Genomic DNA, 21,470 nt, shown 5'->3' with positions numbered 1-21,470 from the left:
AACCGGCGGCGCGCGGCCAGCGCCGCGTCCGCCGCCTCCGCCCAGCCACGCGCGGCCCGCAGGGCCGCCAAGACGGCCGCCGGGCCACCCGCCATCGACCGGGCCGCCTCGGTCAGCTCCGGCGGTGACGGCACCAGGGAGATCGCCAGTACACCCAACTCGCGCAGCCGTTCCTGCTGACTCGCCAGCCCGGTACGGACCACAGTCAACTCCTCCCGGGCGGCCTCCGCCGACCGGGCCTGCTCACCGGCGGCGGCAGCCGCGCCCCGGCGTACCCCGTCCAGCTGGCGGGCGGCCGCAAGATACTCCGTCCAGGCCGTGCTGGGATCGACCGCCCGCGGCGTGGCGTCCCTGGTTGCCGTAGCTGCCCGCTGCCGCCCCGGCCCGGTCACCGTCGCGATCGGATCCACCTCGACACCCTCCACGCGCGCCACCTGATCAGCCGGCCTCGTCGGCGAACGGCACCAGGACGGTGCCCCGCTCGTCCGGGCCGTCCCAGAGCACCGCCCGGTCGGGGCGCACCTGCCACTCGACCGGCCGACCGAAGACCGCTGTGAGCTGCGCGACCGGCACATCCAGCACGGCCACCGCCGCCAGCTTGTCGACCTCGCCCGCCGGCTCGAACAACGCGGCGAACGGCGGCACCGCACGCCACCAGCCCAGCAGATGCCGTCCCGCCGGCGGCCCGTCCCGTAGGAGCGACCGCAGCCGGTCCACCGGCAGCTCCCGAGGACCCGGCCGGTCCAGCCCGAAGACCACCAGGTACGTCGGCAGGTCGTCGGCCGCGTCCGCGAGCAGCGTTGGCAGATCCACCAACTGGGCCGAATGCCGGGTCGCCAGATCGGCGGTCAACGCCTCCGCCAGGGCCCGGGCGCCCGGATCCGGTGCCGCCACCAGGAAGCGGGCACTGCCCGGTGCGTGGTGAGCCGACGTGCTCCGCGCCGCCGTCGCCAACAGGCCGCCCGCCGCGGTGCCCGAGCCCAACACCGCGAGGTTGCGTCCGGCCGCCGGACCCAGCGGCACCGCGACCGTCGAGCGGGCCACGTCCACCGCCCGGCCCAGCAGAGCCGCCGGTCCGTGTGCCTGTCCCGCCAGGGCCGCCCGGTGACGCGGATCGTTGCCCAGCAGCGGCCGGGCGTAACCCGCGAAGACCACCGGCGGCACCGACCCGGCCGGACGGGCCGCCCACAACTCGTGCCGCAGCTCCTCCACGGCCTCCGGATGGTCCTGCGGGTCCGGGTGACGGATCAACCGTTCGTGACCCCGGATCGCACCCCGTGGGCCGCCGAGCCCGCCGGCCGTGTTCACCACCGCGCTGCCCACCGGCAGACCGGCCGCCGAGTCGTTCGTCGGCTCCAACACCGGACTGCCACCCGGCAACGCCACCCGTACCGGAAACTGGCCGAGCACCGAATCCCGATGACCAGCATCCGCGCGCGCACTCAGCCCCAACTCGCCCGCGCCCGCCAGGACCAGGTGCACGCCGTACGCCCGACCCGCCCGGGCCAGCCCGTCCAACTGGGCGGCCACCTCGGCGGCCAGCCGGTCCCGCTCGGCGAAGAGCAGCGGCACATTGTCCACCACACAGACGATCCGCGGCAGCGGCTGGTGCTGACGCAGCTCCGCGAAGCGTTGCCCCCCGGCCCGAGCGCCCGCCTCCGTGCGGCGCTGGACCTCGGCCGTCAACTCGTCCAGCAGATCCCGGACGTACTCCCGGTCGGCGGCCATCGCGGCCGCGCGCACCTGCGGAACCCACGACCGGTCCCGCTCGGTCTGCAAAAACTCCACGAAGGACTCGCCGTCGCCCAGATCCGCCAGGTAGAACGCCAGGTCGTCCGGGCCGTACCGGGCAGCCAGGCCGAGCAGCGCGGTGGTCAGGAACGCCGCCCGGCCCGCTGCGGACCGGCCACTCACCAGCCAGTGCGGGGTCAACTCGGTGAAGCCCAGCGGCACCGACCGGCCCCCGGCATCGCCGACGGTCGTGGTCAGCCCTTCGGCCGAGTCCGATTCCCACAGTCGCTCACCCGTCGGCGGCAGCAGAGCACCCAACGCCAACCGGGAACCCGCCTCCACCTGCTCGGCGAGCCGCCGACAGACCGCGTCGACCAGCTCGGCCGGCGGGTCCGACTCGACAAAGACCGGCGAGTTCAGACCACCCGGCGGATCGGCGCCCGGCCCGGCGAACGACGCCCCCGGCGGATCGCCGAGCAGCGCGTACGCATTCCGCAGCACCAGCGAAGTGGTGTGCGGCAGCGGCGCCCGGGCCGAGTACGGGCCGGCGGGCGGCCAACCCGCCACCACCAGGTGCAGCCCAGCGGCCGGGCCCTGCTCGGCCAACGTCTCGATGCGCGCCAGATCGGTCGGGCCGGTCGACTCCGGCAGCGCGGCCACCACCAGCAACAGCGTCCGATCGTGACGGCGTCGCCCACTCGCCCCCGGCGTCACCCACTGCTCCGCCTCGGTCAGTACCGCGCGCAGACCCGCCACGTCCACCGCCGGCGGCGGTAACAGGCCAGCATCCGCGAGTGCCCCGAACGGCGTCAGCACCGCTCCGGTGGCATCCACCGCGCGAATCAGCAGGGCACCCGCCGGTGCCGCACCCAACAACCGCAAAAGTACGGCCCGGAGCAACCCCGCAACCCGCGGCTCCCGCGCGTCAGCGTCCACGCTGAGGTGACCGGTGCCGACAAGCGGAACCAACGCGGGGAAACGAGCGTCGTCCAACGGCGCCGCGGTACCGACCCGAACGAACGGCGGCGGGCCATCACCGGCCGCCGAGTCCACGGTGAGCGAGTCCAGTGCCGCGCCCGACCAGCCCGGCGCCAGCAGGGTCGCAGCCGTCCGTAGCCGATCGGCCACCTCGTACTGGCGACGCTGATCGGCCGGAGCCGGCCGCGTCTCGTCCAGGATTCCGGCGGCCGCGGTCGCGACGGCCGCCGCCCGACGGTGCAGGGCTGCGGCGCGGTTCGTGCGAGCCTTCGGACCGGCCACCGCGTCCACCCCCTCTACCCGAGGTTGGCAACCCCTCCCCAAGCAGAGACGGTATCCCAGCCGACGGTGCTCCTCCGGGAGGTGCCTCGGCGCTGCGCCGGTGTTGTCGCGGATCTCACCGGTGGGGAGGGGTCCGTCACGATCCGCTGGATCTGAGGCATTGGCTCCGGGGCGTCCAGCCGATAACTTCAGGAGGTGGAATCAGTGCAGCCCCCCGCCGGTTCCCAGGTCTCCCGCGTACCGGCCCAGCGGACACCGTCGGAGCAGCTGCCGCCCGCCCCGGCACCGCCGGCACCGCAGCCGCCACGCCGCCGGATGCGGACGGTGCTCACTGTCGTCGCTGGCGTGCTCGCCCTGCTCTGCCTCGGCGGAGTCGCTACGGCCTACGTGTGGTACACCCGCGCCTCGACGCCCGACCGCAGCGCACCCGACGTGGTCGTGGACAACTATCTGCGCGCGTTCCTCGTGGATCGCAATGACACAAGAGCCGACCTCTTCACCTGCGAGAGCGGGTCGCAGTTGGAGGCGTTACGCGCTCTGCGGACCGATCTACTTGAGCGGGAGCAACAACTCGGCGTCACTATTCTCGTTAGCTGGGGCAGCCTTGAGGTCGATTCCCATGGTGATACCGCCTCCGTTGTGACGGTAATCCGCCGCAGTGCCACCGTGGATGGTGTGCCACAAAGTTTGACAGACAACTGGCGGTTCGACGTCGTGAAGCAGGAGGGCTGGCGCGTTTGTGGCGGCCTGAAGCTAGGTTGATCCTCACTCAATCCATAAAAGGTGAACCGGAACCTCCAACGTGGTGGGTGACTGGCCGCGCCAGGCCCAGCGGTACCACTCCACCTCGGGTGTGACTCGCACGCAGATGTCCCCCTCGGCGCCCGAGTAGGTCTCGGTGACCGCTCGAAGGTCACGGTGCTCCAGGCCGCCCTCGACGTGCACCACCCGCCGACCAGTGACCGCGTCCGCTTCGAAGACCGGTGTGGGGGTGCGGTGGGCCGGGCCGTCCAGCGAGACCAACCGGATACCGCTGTCACGTGCGCCGTCCACCTCCGGTTGGCTGCCGACGGTCTCCACCCAGACCCGTTCCACCGGCACCAGCGGCGCGAAGACCTCGACCTGGTCGGCTTCCGCCCGGTACCACTCGTGCTCGGGGATCACCGGCACGTAGGTCCGGGCGCTCTGCACCACCCGGTCGTCCGCGCGCAGGTCCCCGCGCCAACCCATCCCGGGCAGCCCGACCAGCACCCGCCGTCCGCGTAGCTCGACCCGCTCCGTCGCGGGGACGATGGCCAGCGGTCTCGGCGGTTGCGGTGCCCAGTCGGGCTGGTCGGCGAACGGGTCGGGCAATGGTCCGGTCATGACCGCAATGGCCTCATTCAGCGGCGCGCAGCGGGGCACCCCGCTCGCGCATGAACGGGACCGGGTTCACCGCGCCAGACGCGTTGCGGTTGTTACGCAGGTGCACCTCGAAATGCAGATGCGGGCCGGAGGAGTTGCCACTGCTGCCGACCTTGCCGATCACCTGACCGGCCGTCACGATCTGATCCTTCTTGACGAAGGGCTGGACCACCATGTGGCAGTACCGGGTGATGTAGCCACCGGCGTGCAGCAGGTCGACGAACCAGCCGCAGCCCCCCTTGCCGGGAAAGCCGTCCACGTTGCAGTCCTGTCGACCGCGGTGGTCCTCGTCGCAGGTTGAGACCAACACTCGACCGGTCGCCGCCGCGCGGATCTCGGTGCCCTTGGCCGCGCCGATGTCGACTCCGTTGTGGCTGGGTCGGCTGGCGGTGCGGAAACCGGAGCCGACTCCGCCGGGGATCGGGGCGGTCCAGCCGGAAGCGGCGATCTGGCCGCGCTCGGCCGCGTTGCACACCGCCTTGCCGTTGATCTCGACGGTGCGGGCCGCGCCGCCGGCCAGGGCGTCCACGATCCGGCTGGCTAGCTCTTCGTGTTTGGCGTACGCGTCCGGGTATGCGCTGACCTGCACCCGCTGCGCGACCGCGGTGAGCGGTCGGCGTTGCCAACTCTCCACCTTGACGAGCTTCTCGTAGAACTTGCGAGCCGCGTACGCGGGGTTCAACCGCTGGGCGACAGTGCCCCACCCCGGCCGCTGCTGGAACAGGCCCAGCGAGTCGTGGTCCGCGCCAACACCCTCGTGCGGCAGGGCCAGGGACTCGGGTACGCCGCTGTTCGCCAGGTTGCGTAGGGCGGACTCCTGCATCGCGGTGGCGAGGGCGACCACCCAACCTCGCGAGGGTACGCCCATGTCCTGGCCGACCTTGATGATGATCGCGGCATTGCGGACCTGGGTGTCGCCGTACTGGGCAAATCGCGGCAGCTTGCCCGCGATGTTGACCGCTCGGACCGGCCCGCACTCCATGCCTGCCATGGTGTCGCCGTTCTCGGCGTCGTCGCCTCCGAGCCCGGTGAGGAAGAACGCCGCGGTGCCGCCGGTGCAGCAGAGCAGAAGCAGCATCCCGGTGAGCACCGCGGCGATCACACCGAGTCGGAGGGGCCCGCGGCGGGTTCCGGCGTTACCAACGTCGCTCATGGCCGCTCCCAGTCCAGAACGTCGACCAGCCAACCACCGTCGGCGGTGACCAGCTCCAACCGGAGCCCGCCGGTATCAAGGGGAAGCAGCAACTCGACGAACGTCTCGGTCCGCTCTCGCATGGTTGGAGGACCGGTAACCTTCTCGGCGGGCACGCTCTCGGGTTCGGCGCCGGTCAACTTCTCCCTCAGCGCCGGCGTGGAAAGTGGCCGCAGACCAGCCTGCCACTCTTCGGCGGTCATCCCGGGACGGCCCAGCCAGGCCTTGGCGAAGCGTTCAGCGGTCTGTTCGGGCGTGCGGGCGCCGGGCGACGTGACGGGTGACGGCGGGGCCGCGCTGTTGAGTAGACCGTCGTCGCCGGCCGTCGGGTCCACGGTGACGATCGGCCCATCCGGGCGGCTGCTCAACCCATCGGCTGAATCGCCCGGATTGGAGATCAGCCTGGCTGCCCCGAGCACAGCAACGACCACCACTCCGATCAGGAGCGCAACGCCCAAGCGGGACCGCAGCGCCCGAGTGAAGAGGAATTCCAACGCCCGTCGCATGACCGTCACCTCGCCTCTGAGCGCACCCGAGGTCCGGTGCGATCCGGTACACGCTCGGTGGAGCCCGGGCGGTAGACCACGAACGACGGGTTCTCAGCCGGAACATCCGGCTCGGTCCAGGTCGCTGGCTGTCGGCGTCGGGGCTGCGGGGCGGTTGGGCGCCTCCGACCCCTGCCCTCCTCCGCAGGCGCCTCTTCGGGCCGCTCTCGACCATCGGGGCGCACCGCGTCTGCGCGCCGGCCCTCGGCCACAGCTGTCGGCACCGGAGCCGGGTCCTCCCGCCGCGCCTCCGGACGTAGCCGGGTCTGCGTTGCGTCGGGCGACCGTTGACGTCCGCCCACCGGCTCAGCGGTGCCACCCGGCTCGGCTACGTCCAGCCGAGCGGCGGTCCGCATGTCTCGGAAGAACCGGCGGTGCCAGGACCCGGCTGAACTGACCGCTTCGCTGCTGTCCTTGCCACCGAGTTGCGTGATCCGTCGGTACGGCCGCAGCAGCAGCCATCCGACCACCCCGCAGAGCCAGACCAGCACCACCTGAAGCCAACCCGGCATGGTGGGGGTACTCATGATCAGGTCGACGGCGAACAGATAGATGGCTGCCCCGGTGCCGAAGATAGCGATGTTGAACAGCGCGGCGACCACGGCGTTCGCCAACCGCCGCAGGCCGGCGCTGGCCGGTCGCAGTAGACCGATGGTGCCCAGGATGGGTGCCGCGATCACCGCCCACCGGAAGATCAGGAAGCCCAGTAGGACCAGTAGCGACGCGGTCAGGTCGAACATCGCAAAGAGTAGGGCCGCGAGCACCGCGATGAATCCTGCGCCGACCCGGTCCATATCGCGTACACCCTGGAGGTATTCGTACGCCTCTGGATCCTCGGTCTTGATCTGCTGGGCCACCCGCGCCCACTGCTGCTGCTTCGCCTTGATCGTCGCTGGCCGAGTGGCCGGGTTGGCGCGTAGCTTCGCGGCCTCCTCCCAGGAAAGTGCCTTCGCGTCGTACAGTGCCGGACCGTACTTACGAGCGGTCTCACTGTCGGCCGAGCCAAGCACTCCGCGGAGCCAATTCCGATACAGCATTGTCTCGGTAGCGGTGTCGCTAGCTCGGACGGCAGGGGTTCGAAGGTCCTTGCAGCGTTCAGGATCGATGCACCGTCCTGGGTCCGGTTCCTTCGCTTGCGGCCCAACGGCGTCATGCACCACTCCGAGGCTGGTGACGAGTGCACCGTCAGCGATGTTCGCTGACTTGACCGGCCAAGCGGCCAGCGCCGTGACCGCGATCATCACCAGCAGTGCCCAGCCCGCGGTGGTCATCGCGTTGCTCATGTCTGACTGGCGGGACCGCCAAAGTAGGTAGAGTCCCACCACGCACAGGGTGACGATGCCGAAGACGCTGAACACCTTCTGGTACACGGCCTTGGTCGCCTGCTCGACAAGCGGGTCAGCCCATCCCCACATCGAACCGGGGTCCCAGGCGCGCTCTCTGAGGGCATTTGATGCGCCGATGATTGCCGTGGCGGCCATGAACTCGCCATTGGCGATCGTTGTGGTGAACTTGTAGTCCGGATGGAGCACGCTTGAGGCGCAGCCACCGTCGATGTCATAGGTGTTATAGCTGTAGCCCCCGTAGCCATAGAGGCTGTACCGGCCAGCTACTCCATTCGCTGCCTCCGTTGGGGGCGCGGCAGCGAACCAGCCGGCGAGCCCGGAGTCTGGCGTACCCGGGGTCGGTGCGTTGCGGCAGGTGACCTGGTCGTCGGCGACCGCTTCTAGCTTCCCCACGCAGGTGCGGAAGTTGGCTTGCCATTCCGGGGTCGTGCAGAGGTCGGCGCGGGCCTGGGCGGTGGGCGGTGCGGCGGCTGCGGCCTCCGCGCCGATCAACGGCCAGGTGAGGGTGGCCCCGGCCAGTACGCCAAGGGCGAGCAGGAACGACGCAGTCCTTGCCCAGGCCCTAGCCATGTCACGCCTCCAGATCCGGCAGGGGGATGCTCGGCAGGACTCCGGCCGCTGCGGCGATCGCGGCGGGCGTCGTGTCGAGGTGGTCCAGCAGCCCCTCGACGTACGAGACGTCGACTCGGACCTTCTGCACCCGGCCGTCGACGTCGCGCATCACGAACTCGCGGAAGCCGAGCCGGCTGGACGAGCTGGTGTCGGCGGCGGAGAGTGAGGCGAGGGTGGCCTCGTACCCGTCGTTGACCGGCACCCGGAGCAGCCGGAGCGCTTCGGAGGCGATCTCGGCGTCCTCGGCGATGCGGCCGACGAAGACGGTGGAGACGAGGTTCTGCACGTCGAGGCCGAGGATGTCGCGGGGGTTCTGGGAGGCGACCAGTGCGGCCAGGTTCCACTTGCGGGAGTCGCGGGCGAGTCGGACCAGGAAGGAGCGCCCGGACCGCCAGCCTTCCATGAAGTGCGCCTCGTCGAGGCCGACGAGTTTGCGGGATGACATGGAGCCGCCGTAGCAGCGCCGGACGGCGAGCCGGTGCGCGGTGTGCAGCATCGGCAGGGCCAGTGCTTCCTCGGCTGACCAGTACTCGCGTTCGATCTTGAGGTCGGGCAACCGTAGCCCGGCCATGGTGATCACGGTGAGTGCCGCGTCGGCGCCGAGCAGGCCTTCCGGCGGTCGGCCGAAGAAGAGCATGGCCAGTGGCATCTCGGCGGTGTCCAGCAGGAGGTTGGCCAGTTCCTTGCCGGCGTCGTCGTCGAGCCGCCCGAGGCAGCTCACCACGTCGTCCAGGGTGGAGGTCTCCTCGGCGGGGACCTGGCGGACGGCGTGCCGGAAGAGGGTGGCGGTCGACGCCTCCCTGGCCACCTGCGGCGGGACGAGCATCATGCAGATGTCCTGGACGAGCATCCGCCGCTCGGCTCGGGCGTTGGAGACGGCGATCTCGAACTCCCGGTCACCGGCGGCCCCGGTGCCGAACTCGGAGCGAAGCGGCGTCGGGATGAGCGAGTAGGGCGCCAGGGTGCCGTGCTCCGAGCCGGTCAGGTTCAACACCCGGGAGTACGGCCGAAGCTCGGGCATCGAGCAGAGGCGGGCCAGGGGGCCGGATGGGTCGAGCAGGGTCACCTGGACACCTCGGCGGGCGGCCAGGTAGCCCAGGGCGCCGAGCAGGGTCGACTTGCCACCGCCCGGTTCGGCGACGAAGACCGCGAGCCCGGAGCGTTCCCGGACCTCCATGGGGAAGTGCAGGTCGAGGAAGACCGGGCGGCGGCAGGTGCCGGCGGTCCGGCCGATCAGGTCGCCCCGCCGGTCGCCCACGTTGGATGCGGCCTGGGGGAGCGCGGCGGCGAGCAACGGCACCGGCATGCGACGCACGTAGCCGGTGTTGGCGATCGGCTCGCCGGGGATGAACTCGCGGGCCAGCCAGTCCTGGTTCTTCGGGTGCTGTAGCGAGATGCGCAGTTCCCGGGAGTAGAGCTGGATGAGCCGGCGGGCCCGCTCCAGGCATTCCTCCCTGGTCCGGCCGCCGACCGCGATCCGGTGCCAGCCGTGCGCACGGGCCGAGTCGACCGGCAGGCCGGTGGTCATCTCGTCGCCGATCACCAGGGCGCGCTTGGCCAGTCGCTCGAGCTCCGGGGGAGCGTCGATGCCGTGTTCGGCGTAGTCGAGCTGTTGCGAGCGGATCATCCGCAGCCGGTGTTCGAGATTGCGGAAGGAGTCGCCGGAGCCGAGGATGTCGACGCGGGTCGAGATTTCCATCGGCCAGGGCAGCCGCTCGTGGAAGTGCAGCCAGGGCTCGTGTCGTTCCGGGATCTCCAGTGGCTCCATCCGGCCTACCGCGAGCACTGCCACGTGCCGCTCCTCGCCGGTCATCCGGTTGACCAGCTTGACCGTCGAGCCGTACGGGGTGCGGTAGCGCTCGACCTGCTCGGTCATGGCGAGCAGGTCGCCGCGCTCCCAGCGCCCGTCGGTGACGGGGGAGAGGGTGCTCGGCGGCGACATACAGAGCGCCACCGAGCGGTAGAGCAGCCATTCCAGCTCCTGGGCGGTGACCCGCCGGCCGCGCATGCCGAACGCCCCGAGCACCTCGTCGAACTGTTCCACGGTGCGACCCAGCTTGCGGCGTTCCCCATCGGCGGTGCCCCGGCCGAAGGTGCGCAGCAGCCGCTCGGTGAGCGAGTCGCCGAGGGACCGCCTGGCGAAGGTGACACCCAGGTAGGTCTGGCCCTCGGCGTGGTTGACCGCCATCAGGTGGCGTTGGGCGGCGACCAGGTGGTCGGCCCAGCCGGTGGTGCCGGGAACGTCGGGCAGCGGCGCCGAGGTGTGCGTGTCGATGGTGCGCGCCCACTCGTCGGCGGGGAACGGCCGGGTGGTGCGGCGCAGGTGCAGTCGGAAGCCGGCCAGGCCGGCGTACTGCTCGGAGATCGCCGACAGCAGCGCCTCGCGTTCGGCGTCCGGCCGGAACGCCCAGCGAACCTCGGGCAGCCAGTACCAGGCGGTGACGGTGTTCGGAGTGAAGGTGAGGTGGCCGGCGATCTCGGTGATGGCCAGTTCGACAGACGGATCCCGATCCCCGAATTTGATCTTTGGAGCGCGAACCCTGGTCGGCTTGATCGGTCGGTCCGGACGGCTCGCCGTGCGCTGTCGGGGTGCGGCGATCTCCTTGCCGGTGCTCCTGGGCCGATCCGAGTCGGTGGCCCGGCGCGGCGCGCGTTCGAGAGCTGGCCGATCCGCAGCCGTGATCATGGCCGGCTGCTCCGAGGTGGCCGTGGACCGGCCGGCCGTGGCCGTCGGCTGGGGCGCTTGAGCTGCCGGTCGGGCCGGCGACGTCGCTGCGGGGTGGCCGCCCGGCGCGGTGCTGGCGGGTCGGCGGACGGGGCTCGCGGTCGCCTGCGACCCGCCGCCGGTGGACGGGTCGGGCTCGTCCGGCGGACGCAGCATCGGCCGTCGATCGCCGGCCTGGTGCGGCACCCGGGACTCGCTGGCCGGGTGGCCGCCTCCGTGTCGTGGCTCGACGGGTCGGCCACCGTTGCCCGGCGGATCGGCCGGCGTCCACGGTGGCTCGAGCTCGGGAACCGCGCGGGCCGGTGCCGGGCTGGCGGCGGGTGGCGGCTGATGCGGGATCGCCGGCTGCTCGCGGGTGCTCGGGCCGGCGGTGACGGCTCGTGGCGAGGCGGGTCGTCCCCCGCCGCCGAAGAGGTCCAGGAAGGGGGAGTCGATGTCGGCGTTCTCGCCGGCCGACACGGCGGTGGGCTCGGCCGGTGGCGTCCGGCGGGGAATCGGCCGGGGCGCCTGGAACACGCCGACGGCACCGTGGCCGGGCGACGTCACCAACGCGGGGTCGAGGGCAACCTCGTCCTCATCCTCGGTGTAGTCGAATGAGTGCGCACGGTGACCGGCTGGTGCGCCCGGGCGGCCGGCCGGGGAGCCCGGCGTGGAGGAGCGGCTCATGCGATCGCCTCGGCGACTGTCGGCAGACCCCTGCCCGCGTCCTGCGACGGACCGTTCGACGTACGTCCGGTCATGCCAGCTCCTCCCTAATCCTGATCCGGCTGCCGACCAGGCGCGGATCGCGCTGCTCGACCGCCGGCTCCCGGGTGCGTCGCCAGTCGGTCAGCGCGGTGCGGATGACCACCCGCGCCGGCCGATCGGGGTCGACGTGCCGGAAGATGAACGACGTGGTCACGATGGCGAGCGCGATCTCCCAGGCTGGGAAGAGCTCGACCGTCAACGTGAACAGCCAGTGGATGAACATGTAGAGGGGGACCAGCAGCATGAAGAGCCCGTACTGGGCGTAGGGCAGGTGGACCGGAAGGGTGTAACCGGGCGGCCCGAGGTAGACCAGGCGGGCCCGGTAGATGTCGTCGTCGGTGCGCAGCCGCATCTGGTGAACGCGCCTATTCGAAGATCAGGTCGATCAGGTAATCGCCGACGAAGAAGAGTGTTGCCGCGCCCGCTATGAAGGCGAGCCCGACGATGGCGATCGCGGAGCTGGTCAGCACCTTGGAGATCTCGCCTCGGCTGGCACGGCCGATGAAGATGACGCCCAGGACGGCGAGCAGGATCGGCGCGATCTTGCTGGCGAAGAAGGTGACGACACTGTTGGTGTCGATTCCCTTCGGTGCCGGCTCCGCGAGTGGAGCCGACGCCAGGGTGGAGAGCGCGTGGGCGACGCCGGACGACGCCGTCTCCATGAGCTCGAAGGCGATCACTGGAACCTCCCCATAGCGCGGCCGGCGGTGCCGCGGCGGTGCAATAGGCAAGCCGGACGGGAAAAGTGCCCCACAGGGCATGGCGTTCTTGACCCTGTGTTCGTTACTCACCACGGAGGGTGGCGAGGTTTGGGCGGATTTTCCCCGCTTCGGCCCTCCCTCCAAGCTTCGCCATCTCGATGCTGGCCAATTCCAAAGCGTACGGGCCGCCCCGGATTGCGACAAGCCGCGAAGGGGCTGCCCGATACTGCCCAGATGACCGATCGTACATCTGTTCCAATCGGCACGTCAGGGGCAGTGATGCGCGGCCTACCCGGGTCGCTGGGCGCCGCCGCCGCGACCGGTACCGTCTAGTCGTGACCGATCTGGTGCGGGCTTCGGGCCCGGTGGTGATGGGCGTCCTCAACGTCACACCGGACTCCTTCTCCGACGGCGGACGGTACGCCGACCTGGACGCCGCCGTCGGACACGGCGTCCGTCTACGCGATGCCGGTGCGCACCTGGTCGACATCGGTGGCGAGTCGACCCGTCCGGGCGCCGAGCGGATCGACGCCGCGACCGAGGCCGAGCGGGTGTTGCCGGTCATCCGCGAACTGACCGCCGCCGGTGTGGCGGTCAGCGTCGACACCAGCCGCGCGCGGGTCGCGGAGGCTGCCCTGGTCGCCGGCGCGGCGGTGGTCAACGACGTCTCCGGTGGCCTGGCCGACCCGGACATGGCCCGGGTGGTCCGTGACGCGCACTGCCCCTGGGTGCTGATGCACTGGCGTGGGCACTCCCGTGCCATGCGCGAGCTGGCCACCTACACCGACGTGGTGGCCGATGTCCGGGCCGAGCTGGCCCAACGGATCGACACGGCGCTGGCCGCCGGGGTGGCAGCCGACCGCCTCATCGTCGACCCCGGGCTCGGCTTCGCCAAGACGGCCGCGCACAACTGGGAGCTCAGCGCCCGCCTGTCGGAGTTGCTGGATCTCGGCTACCCGCTGCTCTTCGGGGCGAGCCGCAAGTCGTACCTCGGTGGGTTGCTGGCCGGTGCGGACGGCACGCCACGACCGACCGCCCAGCGGGAGGCGGCCACCGTGGCCACCAGCGTGCTGGCGGTCGCCGCGGGCGCCTGGGGCGTACGCGTGCACGACGTGCAGGCCACCTCCGACGCGCTCGCCGTCTGGGCGGCGACCGGCAGCCCTCGCCTGGCCGTGCCGCCGCACGCCGAAAAGCGAACGCAAGACGATCACGAGCATGGGGTACGGCGATGACGACGGACCGGATCCAGCTGACCGGCCTGCGGGCGCGCGGCCGGCACGGGGTGTACGACTTCGAACGCGAACAGGGGCAGGACTTCGTGGTCGACGCCGTCCTGGAGCTGGACCTCGGCCCGGCCGCGGCCAGCGACGACGTCACCGCCACCGTGCACTACGGCGAGCTGGCCGAGCGCCTGGTCGCGGTGGTGACCGGCGAGCCGGTCAACCTGATCGAGACCCTGGCGGACCGGCTCCTCGCGGTCTGCCTGGCCGACGATCGGGTCGACGCCGCGACGATCACCGTGCACAAGCCGGAGGCTCCGGTGCCGCACACCTTCACCGACGTGGCCGTCACCATGACCCGGGCGCGTACGCGATGACCCGGGCGGTCCTCTCGCTCGGCAGCAACCTGGGCGACCGCCTGGAGCACCTGCGCACGGCCGTCGCCACCCTCGGCGACGCGGTGCTCGTACTCTCCGGGGTGTACGAGACTCCACCGTGGGGCGACACCGATCAGCCCGCGTACCTCAACGCGGTGGTGCTCGTGCAGGACGAGAGCGCGACCCCGCGCGACTGGCTGGAGCGGGCCCGCGACGCGGAGCGCGCGGCCGGCCGGGTCCGTGACCCGCAGCGGCGGTTCGGGCCGCGCACCCTCGACGTGGACGTGATCGCGGTCTGGGGCGACGACGACGAGCCGGTGCTCAGCGACGAGGAGGAGCTGACCCTGCCGCACCCCCGGGCGCACCTGCGCGCCTTCGTGCTGCGTCCGTGGATCGACATCCAGCCGTACGGTCGGCTGCCCGGTCACGGCTGGCTGACCGACCTGCTGACCACCGGCCCCGCGGCCGACGAGGCGTTGGAACTGCGTCCCCGGCCGGAGTTGGCGTTAGAGTCGACGGCATGACCGAGCGGAACCGGCCGGCATGACGCAGGCGAAGCCCCCACCCGGCGGGTCGGGCCCGGACGGGTCCCGGATGGGCCCCACCCGGATTTCGACCCTGGTCGTGGCCGGCCTGGGTGCGGCGGCGGTGGCCTGGCTGCTGATCAGCAGCCTTTACTACAGCGGCATTCCCCGGCTGCCCTGGCTGCCGGTGGTGACGCTGGCCGGGCTCGCCGTGCTGGAGGCGTACGCCGCGATCAACACCCGGGGCCGGATCGAGCGCAAGCCGGGTCGAGACCCGGTCAACCCGCTGTTGGTCGCCCGCTTCGTGGTGCTGGCCAAGGCGTCGGCACTGGCCGCCGCGATCTTTGCGGGCTTCTACGCGGGGCTCACCGGCTGGCTCTTCGTGGAAACCACCCGCGCGGCCCTGGACGATCGACCGGCCGCCAGCGGAGGCCTGCTCGCCTCGCTGGCACTGGTCGGCGCCGCGCTCTGGTTGGAGCGCTCCTGCCGGGTGCCGGAACGCCCGGACGACGAGCGCGAGCAGGACTCTCGGGAGAGCCGCCCCGGCCAGCGCTGAGCAGGGGGTTACGCCCGGCTGCGGGCGCGGGTACGGTGCCTGCGATCGGAGAGCAAGGGCCGCCCAGGGTCCGTCCGTGCGCCGGACTGGGACGGTCGGCCACTGGGGAGGCGGCGTCATGGGGTACGAAGAAGCGGGCCGGGACCGGTCGGCCGAACCCGCGTCTGGGGTGCCGGCCGCCGTACTGGAGAGCGTCTTCGACGACCCCACCCACGGTGAGCCCGGCCGTGATCGGATCGGCGTGCACCTGTGGTGGGAGCTGCTGCTGCTGGCCGGGCTGGCCGCCGTGAGCTGGCTGCTCTGGCGGGAGGATCCGGCCGCGGTGCGCGACGGCAACCTGCGCACGCTGCTGATCGACGCGGTCGGGCTGGGGTTGCTCGCGCTGGCCGCCGGGCTGAGCCTGCGGACGGCCGCGCCGAACCTGGCCGTCGGCCCGATCGCGGTGGCGGCCGCCCTGCACTACGCCGAGCAGGGTGACCGGGGCCTGCCGGCGTCGCTCGGCTCGGCCATGGCGGTCGCCGCGGTGGGCGGGCTGGCGCTGGCGCTGGCCGTGGTGGTGCTGCACGTGCCGGGCTGGGCCGCCAGCCTGGCCGGCGCCGCCGCCGTGGTGGTGTACATCGAACGCCGTTCGGCGCCCGTGCTGGTGCAGGGCGACTACGACCCCACCAGCAGCGCCGGTTACCTCTTCGCCGGCTTCGCCGCGGTGGCCGTCCTGGGTGGCCTGTTCGGCGCGATCCGGGCGATCCGCCGGCTCGTCGGCCGGTACCGGCCGATCATCGACCCGGCCCGTCGGCGGGGCGTGGTGGCCGCCGTGGTGACCGCCGTCGCGTTGGTCGTCTCCACGGTGCTGGCCGCTCTGGCCGGCATGCTGCTCGCCGCCAACGACCCCGGGCCGGTGACGCCCACCTCGGGGCTGGACTGGACGGTGCTGGCCATCGGCGTGGCCCTGCTCGCCGGCACCAGCGCGTACGGCCGCCGGGGCGGTGTGTTCGGCACGCTGCTGGCGGTCGGCCTGGTCACTGTCTTCCAGGTGTACGCGCCGGAGCGGGGATGGACGTTGAGCAACTGGGTGGTCGGCGGAGCGGCGCTCGGCGTCGGGTTGCTGGCCACCCGGCTGGTGGAGACGCTAGGGCGACCCCGACCGGGCAGCCCCGACCGGCCCGAGCCGGTCAGCGACGGCACGATCAGCTCGGGCTGGGCCACGCCGCAGCCGCAGTCCGTCGACAACTGGCCTCCCACGCTGCCGACTCAGGCCGCGCCGCAACCGATGGACCCGTGGCGGGATCCGCGGTGGGAGGACGGCCCGCGACGGTGGGACACCGACGAGCGGTGAGCCGCGTCGCGTCCGCCGAGCCGGAGCTGATCTCGACCGTTAGGCTCGGCGACATGACCGACTCACCTGCCGCCACCCCGGGCGGAACCTCGTTCGAGGAGCTTGACGCGCTGTCCACCGAGGAGCTGCGGGAGCGGGCGTTCGCCCGGGCCCGGGAGCATCGGGACGTGGGCTTCTTCTGGTCGGTGCTGCGCCACCTGCCGAACGCGGACGAGGCCACGGTGCTGGACGGCGCCCCGAACTCGATCGGCCCGACGATCGACGAGGCCAACGCGCTGTGGCGGGAGCTGACCGGTCACGGCTACGAGGAGTCGGCGCCGCTGCTGCGCGCCGCCTTCATCGACTACCTGATGAAGCACTGAGCCGCTCGGGGCAGCCCAGGTCCGCCCGAGCCACCGGTTCGGGGCCTGGGCGGATCGCGTCGCTCGTCCACCGTTCCGGCCCGGTCAGCCGCTACGGCACGGCCGCCGGCACCGGCGCGCTCGCCGTGTTGCTGCTGGTCGGGATCTGCGGCAGTCCGGCGTACACCGGCTGGGCCGCCACCCTGACCGACCCGGAGTCGGGCGGCGCGTTCTACGCGCGCCTGCTCGCCTGGCCGGCCTGGCGGCTCGACGCGGACGGGCAGGCCGGCGGGTTGTTCGCCGCCGACCTGCGAGCTGTGCTGCTGGTGGTCCTCGCGGTGGCGCTGCTCTACCTGTTGCCCGCCGCGCAGGTCGCCCGGGTGCCCGGCCCGGTCAGTCAGTTCTTCTCCGGCTGGGCCGCGTACGTGCTCGCCGGCGGGCTGGCCGCCGTGCTGGCGGCGCTGCTCGGCCCGGCACCGTCACTGCTGGGGGCCCTGCAGGACGCCAGCACCGGTGCCGGTTACGGCTTCCTCACCGGGTGGATCATCGGCATCGCCAGTCTCGGCGGTCGCGCCTGACCCGGCCGAGGCGCGGTCAGGCGCGGCGGTCGTGCCTGCCCCGGCCAGGGGTTCAGCTGCTCGGGCGGCCGAGGTCGAGGAGGCGCTGTCGGCTGAGCGCGCCCACCGGCCGACCGGCGTCGGTCACGAGGAGCCGGTCCCGGCCCGATGTGAGCAGGACCGCCAACGCGTCGTACGCCGAGCCGTCCACAGCGACGGTGGGCAGGTCCGGTGCGGCGTCCTCGGGCACCGGCTCCAGCACCTCCCGGTCGAGCGGGGTGACCGCCAACCGGCGAATGCCCCGGTCGGCGCCGACGAACTCGCGTACGAACGCGGTGGCGGGTGCGCCGAGCAGTGCGGCCGGGGTGTCGTACTGCTCCAGGTGACCGCCCTCGGAGAGGACCGCGATCCGGTCACCGAGTCGGACGGCCTCGTCGAGGTCGTGGGTGACCAGCACGATCGTCTTGCGCACCTCGGCCTGGAGGCGCAGGAACTCCTCCTGGAGGCGGGCCCGGACGATCGGGTCGACGGCCGAGAACGGCTCATCCATCAACAGCACCACCGGGTCGGCGGCGAGCGCCCGGGCCACCCCGACCCGCTGCCGCTGGCCACCCGACAGCTCGTGCGGGTATCGACCGCCGAACTCCGCCGGGTCCAACCCGACCAGGTCGAGCAGCTCGTCGACCCGGGCCCGGGTCTGGCCCTTGGGCCAGCGGAGCAGGCCCGGCACGGTGGCCACGTTGGCCCGCACGGTCTGGTGTGGAAAGAGACCGACGTTCTGGATCACGTACCCGATTCGACGGCGCAGTCGCACCGGGTCGACGTTCGTGACGTCCTCGTCGCCGAGCGTGATGCGACCGGCGGTCGGTTCGATCAGGCGATTGATCATCCGCAGCACTGTCGACTTGCCGCAGCCGGACGGGCCGATCAGCACCACCAGCTCGCCGGCCCGGACGTCCAGGCTGAGGTCCCGGACGGCTTCGGTGCCGTTCGGGTAGCGCTTCTGGATGCCGTGCAGCGCGATCGGCGCCGCGCGAGGGGACTGGGCCACGCTGGCAGCCTCCGGGGTAACGTCCACGTATGTCCTTCCGCCTGAGCTACCGGGCCGACCCGGGTAACCCCTGGTTCTCCTGGCAGTACGTGCGGGACAACTCTGACACGATCCTCGCCGCGGTGCGTGAACACGCCTCCCTCACCGGCCGAGCGGTGTTGATCGCGGTGCTGATCGCCCTGCCCTTGTCCGTGCTGGCGTACTGGGTGCGTCCGCTCGCCGGTCCGATCCTCGCCGTCAGCGGGGTGGTCTACACCATCCCGTCGTTGGCGCTCTTCGCGTTCATCGCCCCCTACCTGGGCACCGGGGCGACCACGGTGCTGGTCGGGCTGGTCCTTTACGCGCTGCTGCTGATCGTGCGCAACGTGGTGGCCGGTCTCAACCAGGTGCCCCCGGAGGTTCGCGAGGCCGCCGAGGGCATGGGTTACGGCCGGTGGAGGCGGCTGTTCCGGATCGACCTGCCGCTGGCGCTGCCGGGCATCGTGACCGGCGTACGGCTGGCGACGGTCTCGACGGTGGCGTTGGTCACGGTCGGGGTGCTGGTCGGGCACGGCGGGCTCGGGCAGTTGATCTTCGCGGGCTTCCAGAACAACCTCTACAAGGCCGAGATCATGACGGCAGCACTGCTCTGCGTGGCGCTCGCGGTCGTGCTCGACCTGTTGCTCATCCTGGTCGCCCGACTGGTCACTCCCTGGTCCACCCGGAGGGCACGGTGACCGTCGCGGCGAACCCGATCGGGCAGGCGATCACCTGGATCAACGACCCACTGAACTGGACCAACCCCGGCGGCATGCTGGACCGGCTCGGCGAGCACCTGACGATCTCCGCCCTGGCGGTGGCGCTCGGCTGTCTGGTGGCCTGGCCGCTCGGGCTCTGGTTGGGGCACCTCGGCCGAGGTGGCGGCCTCGTGGTGCTGATCTCCAACGCCACCCTGGCCATCCCCACCCTGGCGCTGCTGACCATCCTGCCGGTCGTCTTCGCCAGTGGCTTCGGGAAGACACCGGTCGTGGTGGCACTTGCTGTCTTCGCCGTGCCGCCGCTGCTGGCCAACGCGTACACCGGGGTTAAGCAGGTGGACCCGGAGGCCCGCGACGCGGCCCGGGGGATGGGCCTGTCCAGCGCACAGCTGCTGCGCCGGGTGGAGTTGCCGCTGGCGGTGCCCTATCTGGCGGCCGGCTTCCGCACCGCGGCGGTCCAGGTGATCGCGACCGCGGCGCTGGCGTCCTTCGTCAACGGCGGCGGTCTGGGCCAGATCATCCGGACCGGCTTCGGTATCGGTATCGCGGCCGGCGGAGGGCAGATCGTCGCCGGCGGTGTGCTGGTGGCCGGGCTCGCGCTGTTGGCCGAGGTGGTCCTCGGCGGCGTCGAACGGCTGGTCACCCCCAAGCCGCTGCGGCGCGGGCGGCAGCGCCTCGGGCGGCCGCGGGCCGCCGACGCGACCGGGAGCGCCTGACCCGTCCGGGTGAGCCCGCGTCGAGCTGGCGACCCACGCCCGTCAAATCGGTGACGATGGGGTGACGAAGTCCATCCCAAGTTGTCGGTCGGTTCCGGACCATGTTGGGTGGACATTCGCGGGCGGCCGACAGTCAGGATCGCCCGTCGGACACGCGGCCGGCCCGGGACGGGTCGCGCCGGGACACGGAAGGCGGGCACATGCGCGCACGTACACGTCTGGCGATCGGGGCGGTCAGCGCCGTCGCCGGGGCGGCACTCCTCACCGGCTGCGGTGACGCCGGCTCGTCCGGCACCGACGCACCCCAGACCAGCGCCTCCGGCGCCGGGTGCGCCCCGGTCGCCGGCCAGCAGCTCATCGCTCTGCAGGACGACAAGAAGCTCCAGAACTCCGACAACGTCATTCCCGCGGTCAACAGCAAGGCGGCCAACCCGCAGCTGATCGCCGCACTGGACAAGGTCTCCGCCGCGCTCGACACCCCGAAGCTGATCCAGCTCAACAAGGCCGTCAACGAGGACCGCAAGACCCCCAAGGTGGCGGCCGAGGAGTTCGCCAGCGCGAACAACCTCACCGCGGGCATCGCCAAGGGCCCGGGCGGTGACATCACGGTGGGTGCCGGCAACTTCGCCGAGAGTCAGATCCTGGGCGAGCTGTACCGGATCGCGCTCTCCGCCGCCGGCTACCAGGTCAAGGTGCAGCAGATCGGCAACCGCGAGTTGTACGAGCCGGCTCTGGAGAAGGGTGAGATCCAGGTCGTCCCGGAGTACGCGGCGACCATGGCCGAGTTCCTCAACACCAAGGCCAAGGGCGGCACTCCGCCGCCGATCTCCTCGCCGGACATCAACACGACGGTGACCGCGCTCAAGGCCGAGGGCGACAAGGTCGGCATCACCTTCGGCACCCCGGCCGCCGCACAGGACCAGAACGCCTTCGCGGTGACCCAGGCCTTCGCCGACAAGTACGGCGTGCGGAGCCTCTCCGAGCTGGCGGCGAAGTGCTCCGGCAGCGCGACAGTGCTGGGTGGCCCGCCGGAGTGTGAGCAGCGTCCGTTCTGCAAGCCGGGCCTGGAGAAGACGTACGGGCTGTCGTTCGGCAAGTTCTCCTCGCTGGACCAGGGCGGGCCGCTGACCAAGAGCGGTCTGCGCGACGGTTCGATCAGCGTGGGTCTGATCTTCTCCTCGGATGGCGCCTTCGCCACCAGCTGAGCCATTTCCGCACGAGCTGAGGACGCCCTCGCCCCGACCGGGCGGGGGCGTCCGTGCGTCCCGGGGACCCCGTTCCCTCCAATGGTCAACGTGGGTAGGCTGCACATCCATGCCAGCCCCGGCCATCTCTGAAGCCCGGCGTCAACCATCGCTGCTGACCATGCTCTTCTGGGCGGGCGTCGCTCTCGCGCCGGTGGCGGCGCTGATCCTGCTGGTGGCTGACGGCAACGGCCCGCTGCGTTTCGCTGCGGTGCTCGCCATCCTCGCGGTGGTGCTGATCGGCCTCTCCATCGCGTTGCGGCCCGACGGCGAGGGCGACTCGGTGCGCGCCGACGAGTTGCTGAACGAGATCGAGGAGCTGCGCCGGGAGCTGCGCAGCGAGATCGTGGCCGCCGCCCAGCGCGGCAACCAGGCGCTCGACCAGGCGCAACGGGCCCAGGAGGGGATCGCCGCGGTGCGCCGCCGTCTCGACGCCAGCGGTGCCGCCCTCGCCGGTGCCGCCCCCGCCGTCGAACCGGCAGGCGCCGGACGGGCGCGGGTGGCCGTCGAGCCGCCGGTGGACGACACGCCGGTGGCCCGTAACCGGGGCG

The 21,470-nt window shown here is 71.8% G+C and carries 20 protein-coding genes and 2 pseudogenes; 12 read left to right on the top strand and 10 right to left on the bottom strand.

Annotation, left to right across the window (positions count from 1 at the left end; genetic code table 11):
• Window positions 1–284, bottom strand: a pseudogene (locus GUI43_RS30575) (hypothetical protein); the annotation flags it as partial.
• A 154-nt stretch (window positions 285–438) separates the two neighbouring features.
• On the bottom strand, window positions 439–3,000 hold the full coding sequence (locus GUI43_RS30570; RefSeq protein ID WP_112700340.1) for an FtsK/SpoIIIE domain-containing protein: 2,562 nt from the start codon (window positions 2,998–3,000) through the stop codon (window positions 439–441).
• Window positions 3,001–3,195: 195 nt separating this feature from the next.
• On the opposite strand from GUI43_RS30570, the gene GUI43_RS30565 reads away from it, so the two are divergent.
• Window positions 3,196–3,753, top strand: coding sequence for a hypothetical protein (locus GUI43_RS30565; protein WP_112700339.1), 558 nt, complete (start codon window positions 3,196–3,198; stop codon window positions 3,751–3,753).
• A gap of 3 nt (window positions 3,754–3,756) precedes the next feature.
• Here GUI43_RS30565 and GUI43_RS30560 read toward each other — a convergent pair whose 3' ends face one another.
• The 7 genes from GUI43_RS30560 to GUI43_RS30530 form a co-directional block, all read right to left on the bottom strand.
• The gene (locus GUI43_RS30560; protein ID WP_112700338.1) at window positions 3,757–4,356 is read right to left on the bottom strand and encodes a hypothetical protein; all 600 of its coding nucleotides are present in this window, start codon (window positions 4,354–4,356) and stop codon (window positions 3,757–3,759) included.
• A 13-nt stretch (window positions 4,357–4,369) separates the two neighbouring features.
• Window positions 4,370–5,548: a M23 family metallopeptidase gene (locus GUI43_RS30555; protein WP_112700337.1), complete on the bottom strand. Its 1,179-nt coding sequence runs from the start codon at window positions 5,546–5,548 to the stop codon at window positions 4,370–4,372.
• A complete protein-coding gene (locus GUI43_RS30550; RefSeq protein WP_112700336.1) occupies window positions 5,545–6,102 on the bottom strand; it encodes a hypothetical protein in 558 nt (185 codons plus the stop codon). Before GUI43_RS30550 ends, GUI43_RS30555 begins: the two co-directional genes overlap by 4 nt.
• On the bottom strand, window positions 6,099–8,048 hold the full coding sequence (locus GUI43_RS30545; RefSeq protein WP_112700335.1) for an MFS transporter: 1,950 nt from the start codon (window positions 8,046–8,048) through the stop codon (window positions 6,099–6,101). The genes GUI43_RS30550 and GUI43_RS30545 overlap by 4 nt, the downstream gene beginning before the upstream one ends.
• Before the next feature lies 1 nt (window position 8,049).
• The gene (locus GUI43_RS30540) at window positions 8,050–11,481 is read right to left on the bottom strand and encodes an ATP-binding protein (RefSeq protein ID WP_112582858.1); all 3,432 of its coding nucleotides are present in this window, start codon (window positions 11,479–11,481) and stop codon (window positions 8,050–8,052) included.
• Window positions 11,482–11,551: 70 nt separating this feature from the next.
• Entirely contained in the window at window positions 11,552–11,914 is a 363-nt protein-coding gene (locus GUI43_RS30535; protein WP_053654782.1) for a hypothetical protein, read from the bottom strand.
• A gap of 13 nt (window positions 11,915–11,927) precedes the next feature.
• Entirely contained in the window at window positions 11,928–12,242 is a 315-nt protein-coding gene (locus GUI43_RS30530; protein ID WP_030327982.1) for a hypothetical protein, read from the bottom strand.
• A gap of 356 nt (window positions 12,243–12,598) precedes the next feature.
• Here GUI43_RS30530 and folP point away from each other — a divergent pair, with 356 nt between their 5' ends.
• The 7 genes from folP to GUI43_RS30495 all read left to right on the top strand — a co-directional run bounded on the left by folP (window position 12,599) and on the right by GUI43_RS30495 (window position 17,192).
• Window positions 12,599–13,495: a dihydropteroate synthase gene (folP, locus tag GUI43_RS30525; protein WP_112700334.1), complete on the top strand. Its 897-nt coding sequence runs from the start codon at window positions 12,599–12,601 to the stop codon at window positions 13,493–13,495.
• The gene (gene folB, locus GUI43_RS30520) at window positions 13,492–13,860 is read left to right on the top strand and encodes a dihydroneopterin aldolase (protein WP_112601536.1); all 369 of its coding nucleotides are present in this window, start codon (window positions 13,492–13,494) and stop codon (window positions 13,858–13,860) included. Before folP ends, folB begins: the two co-directional genes overlap by 4 nt.
• Window positions 13,857–14,384 (top strand): 2-amino-4-hydroxy-6-hydroxymethyldihydropteridine diphosphokinase, encoded by a 528-nt coding sequence (gene folK / locus GUI43_RS30515; protein WP_112601537.1) that lies wholly within the window; start codon window positions 13,857–13,859, stop codon window positions 14,382–14,384. Before folB ends, folK begins: the two co-directional genes overlap by 4 nt.
• 19 nt (window positions 14,385–14,403) lie before the next feature.
• Complete coding sequence (locus GUI43_RS30510; protein ID WP_112700333.1) at window positions 14,404–14,940, top strand: DUF3180 domain-containing protein; 537 nt, start codon at window positions 14,404–14,406, stop codon at window positions 14,938–14,940.
• Between the two features lie 118 nt (window positions 14,941–15,058).
• Complete coding sequence (locus tag GUI43_RS30505) at window positions 15,059–16,273, top strand: ABC transporter permease (RefSeq protein WP_112601539.1); 1,215 nt, start codon at window positions 15,059–15,061, stop codon at window positions 16,271–16,273.
• Between the two features lie 53 nt (window positions 16,274–16,326).
• Window positions 16,327–16,635, top strand: coding sequence for a hypothetical protein (locus tag GUI43_RS30500; protein ID WP_091403607.1), 309 nt, complete (start codon window positions 16,327–16,329; stop codon window positions 16,633–16,635).
• A gap of 125 nt (window positions 16,636–16,760) precedes the next feature.
• Window positions 16,761–17,192 (top strand): hypothetical protein, encoded by a 432-nt coding sequence (locus GUI43_RS30495; protein WP_309251436.1) that lies wholly within the window; start codon window positions 16,761–16,763, stop codon window positions 17,190–17,192.
• Between the two features lie 52 nt (window positions 17,193–17,244).
• On the opposite strand, the gene GUI43_RS30490 is transcribed toward GUI43_RS30495, so the two are convergent.
• Window positions 17,245–18,249, bottom strand: coding sequence for an ABC transporter ATP-binding protein (locus GUI43_RS30490; RefSeq protein ID WP_181549236.1), 1,005 nt, complete (start codon window positions 18,247–18,249; stop codon window positions 17,245–17,247).
• 2 nt (window positions 18,250–18,251) lie between these two features.
• Here GUI43_RS30490 and GUI43_RS30485 point away from each other — a divergent pair, with 2 nt between their 5' ends.
• From GUI43_RS30485 to GUI43_RS30470, 4 genes and pseudogenes are all read left to right on the top strand, one after another.
• Window positions 18,252–18,938 (top strand): ABC transporter permease, encoded by a 687-nt coding sequence (locus GUI43_RS30485; protein WP_091403225.1) that lies wholly within the window; start codon window positions 18,252–18,254, stop codon window positions 18,936–18,938.
• Complete coding sequence (locus GUI43_RS30480) at window positions 18,935–19,675, top strand: ABC transporter permease (protein ID WP_112582864.1); 741 nt, start codon at window positions 18,935–18,937, stop codon at window positions 19,673–19,675. Before GUI43_RS30485 ends, GUI43_RS30480 begins: the two co-directional genes overlap by 4 nt.
• 200 nt (window positions 19,676–19,875) lie before the next feature.
• Entirely contained in the window at window positions 19,876–20,880 is a 1,005-nt protein-coding gene (locus GUI43_RS30475) for a glycine betaine ABC transporter substrate-binding protein (RefSeq protein ID WP_112601540.1), read from the top strand.
• Between the two features lie 109 nt (window positions 20,881–20,989).
• Window positions 20,990–21,470, top strand: a pseudogene (locus GUI43_RS30470) (hypothetical protein); the annotation flags it as partial.

Origin of the sequence: Micromonospora noduli (genome assembly GCF_003264365.1) — a bacterium.
GTDB classification, from domain to species: domain Bacteria; phylum Actinomycetota; class Actinomycetes; order Mycobacteriales; family Micromonosporaceae; genus Micromonospora; species Micromonospora noduli.
Note: the sequence above shows the minus strand (reverse complement) of the source record. Positions and strands in the feature narration are given on the sequence as shown.

What these genes read in the sequence shown, in the direction of transcription:
- folK (WP_112601537.1), top strand. Translation starts at nt 13,857, where the DNA reads ATGACCCGGGCGGTCCTCTCGCTCGGCAGCAACCTGGGCGACCGCCTG.
- GUI43_RS30555 (WP_112700337.1), bottom strand. Translation starts at nt 5,548, where the DNA reads ATGAGCGACGTTGGTAACGCCGGAACCCGCCGCGGGCCCCTCCGACTC.
- GUI43_RS30540 (WP_112582858.1), bottom strand. Translation starts at nt 11,481, where the DNA reads ATGAGCCGCTCCTCCACGCCGGGCTCCCCGGCCGGCCGCCCGGGCGCA.
- GUI43_RS30505 (WP_112601539.1), top strand. Translation starts at nt 15,059, where the DNA reads ATGGGGTACGAAGAAGCGGGCCGGGACCGGTCGGCCGAACCCGCGTCT.
- GUI43_RS30485 (WP_091403225.1), top strand. Translation starts at nt 18,252, where the DNA reads ATGTCCTTCCGCCTGAGCTACCGGGCCGACCCGGGTAACCCCTGGTTC.
- GUI43_RS30535 (WP_053654782.1), bottom strand. Translation starts at nt 11,914, where the DNA reads ATGCGGCTGCGCACCGACGACGACATCTACCGGGCCCGCCTGGTCTAC.
- folB (WP_112601536.1), top strand. Translation starts at nt 13,492, where the DNA reads ATGACGACGGACCGGATCCAGCTGACCGGCCTGCGGGCGCGCGGCCGG.
- GUI43_RS30510 (WP_112700333.1), top strand. Translation starts at nt 14,404, where the DNA reads ATGACGCAGGCGAAGCCCCCACCCGGCGGGTCGGGCCCGGACGGGTCC.
- GUI43_RS30475 (WP_112601540.1), top strand. Translation starts at nt 19,876, where the DNA reads ATGCGCGCACGTACACGTCTGGCGATCGGGGCGGTCAGCGCCGTCGCC.
- GUI43_RS30560 (WP_112700338.1), bottom strand. Translation starts at nt 4,356, where the DNA reads ATGACCGGACCATTGCCCGACCCGTTCGCCGACCAGCCCGACTGGGCA.
- GUI43_RS30545 (WP_112700335.1), bottom strand. Translation starts at nt 8,048, where the DNA reads ATGGCTAGGGCCTGGGCAAGGACTGCGTCGTTCCTGCTCGCCCTTGGC.
- GUI43_RS30500 (WP_091403607.1), top strand. Translation starts at nt 16,327, where the DNA reads ATGACCGACTCACCTGCCGCCACCCCGGGCGGAACCTCGTTCGAGGAG.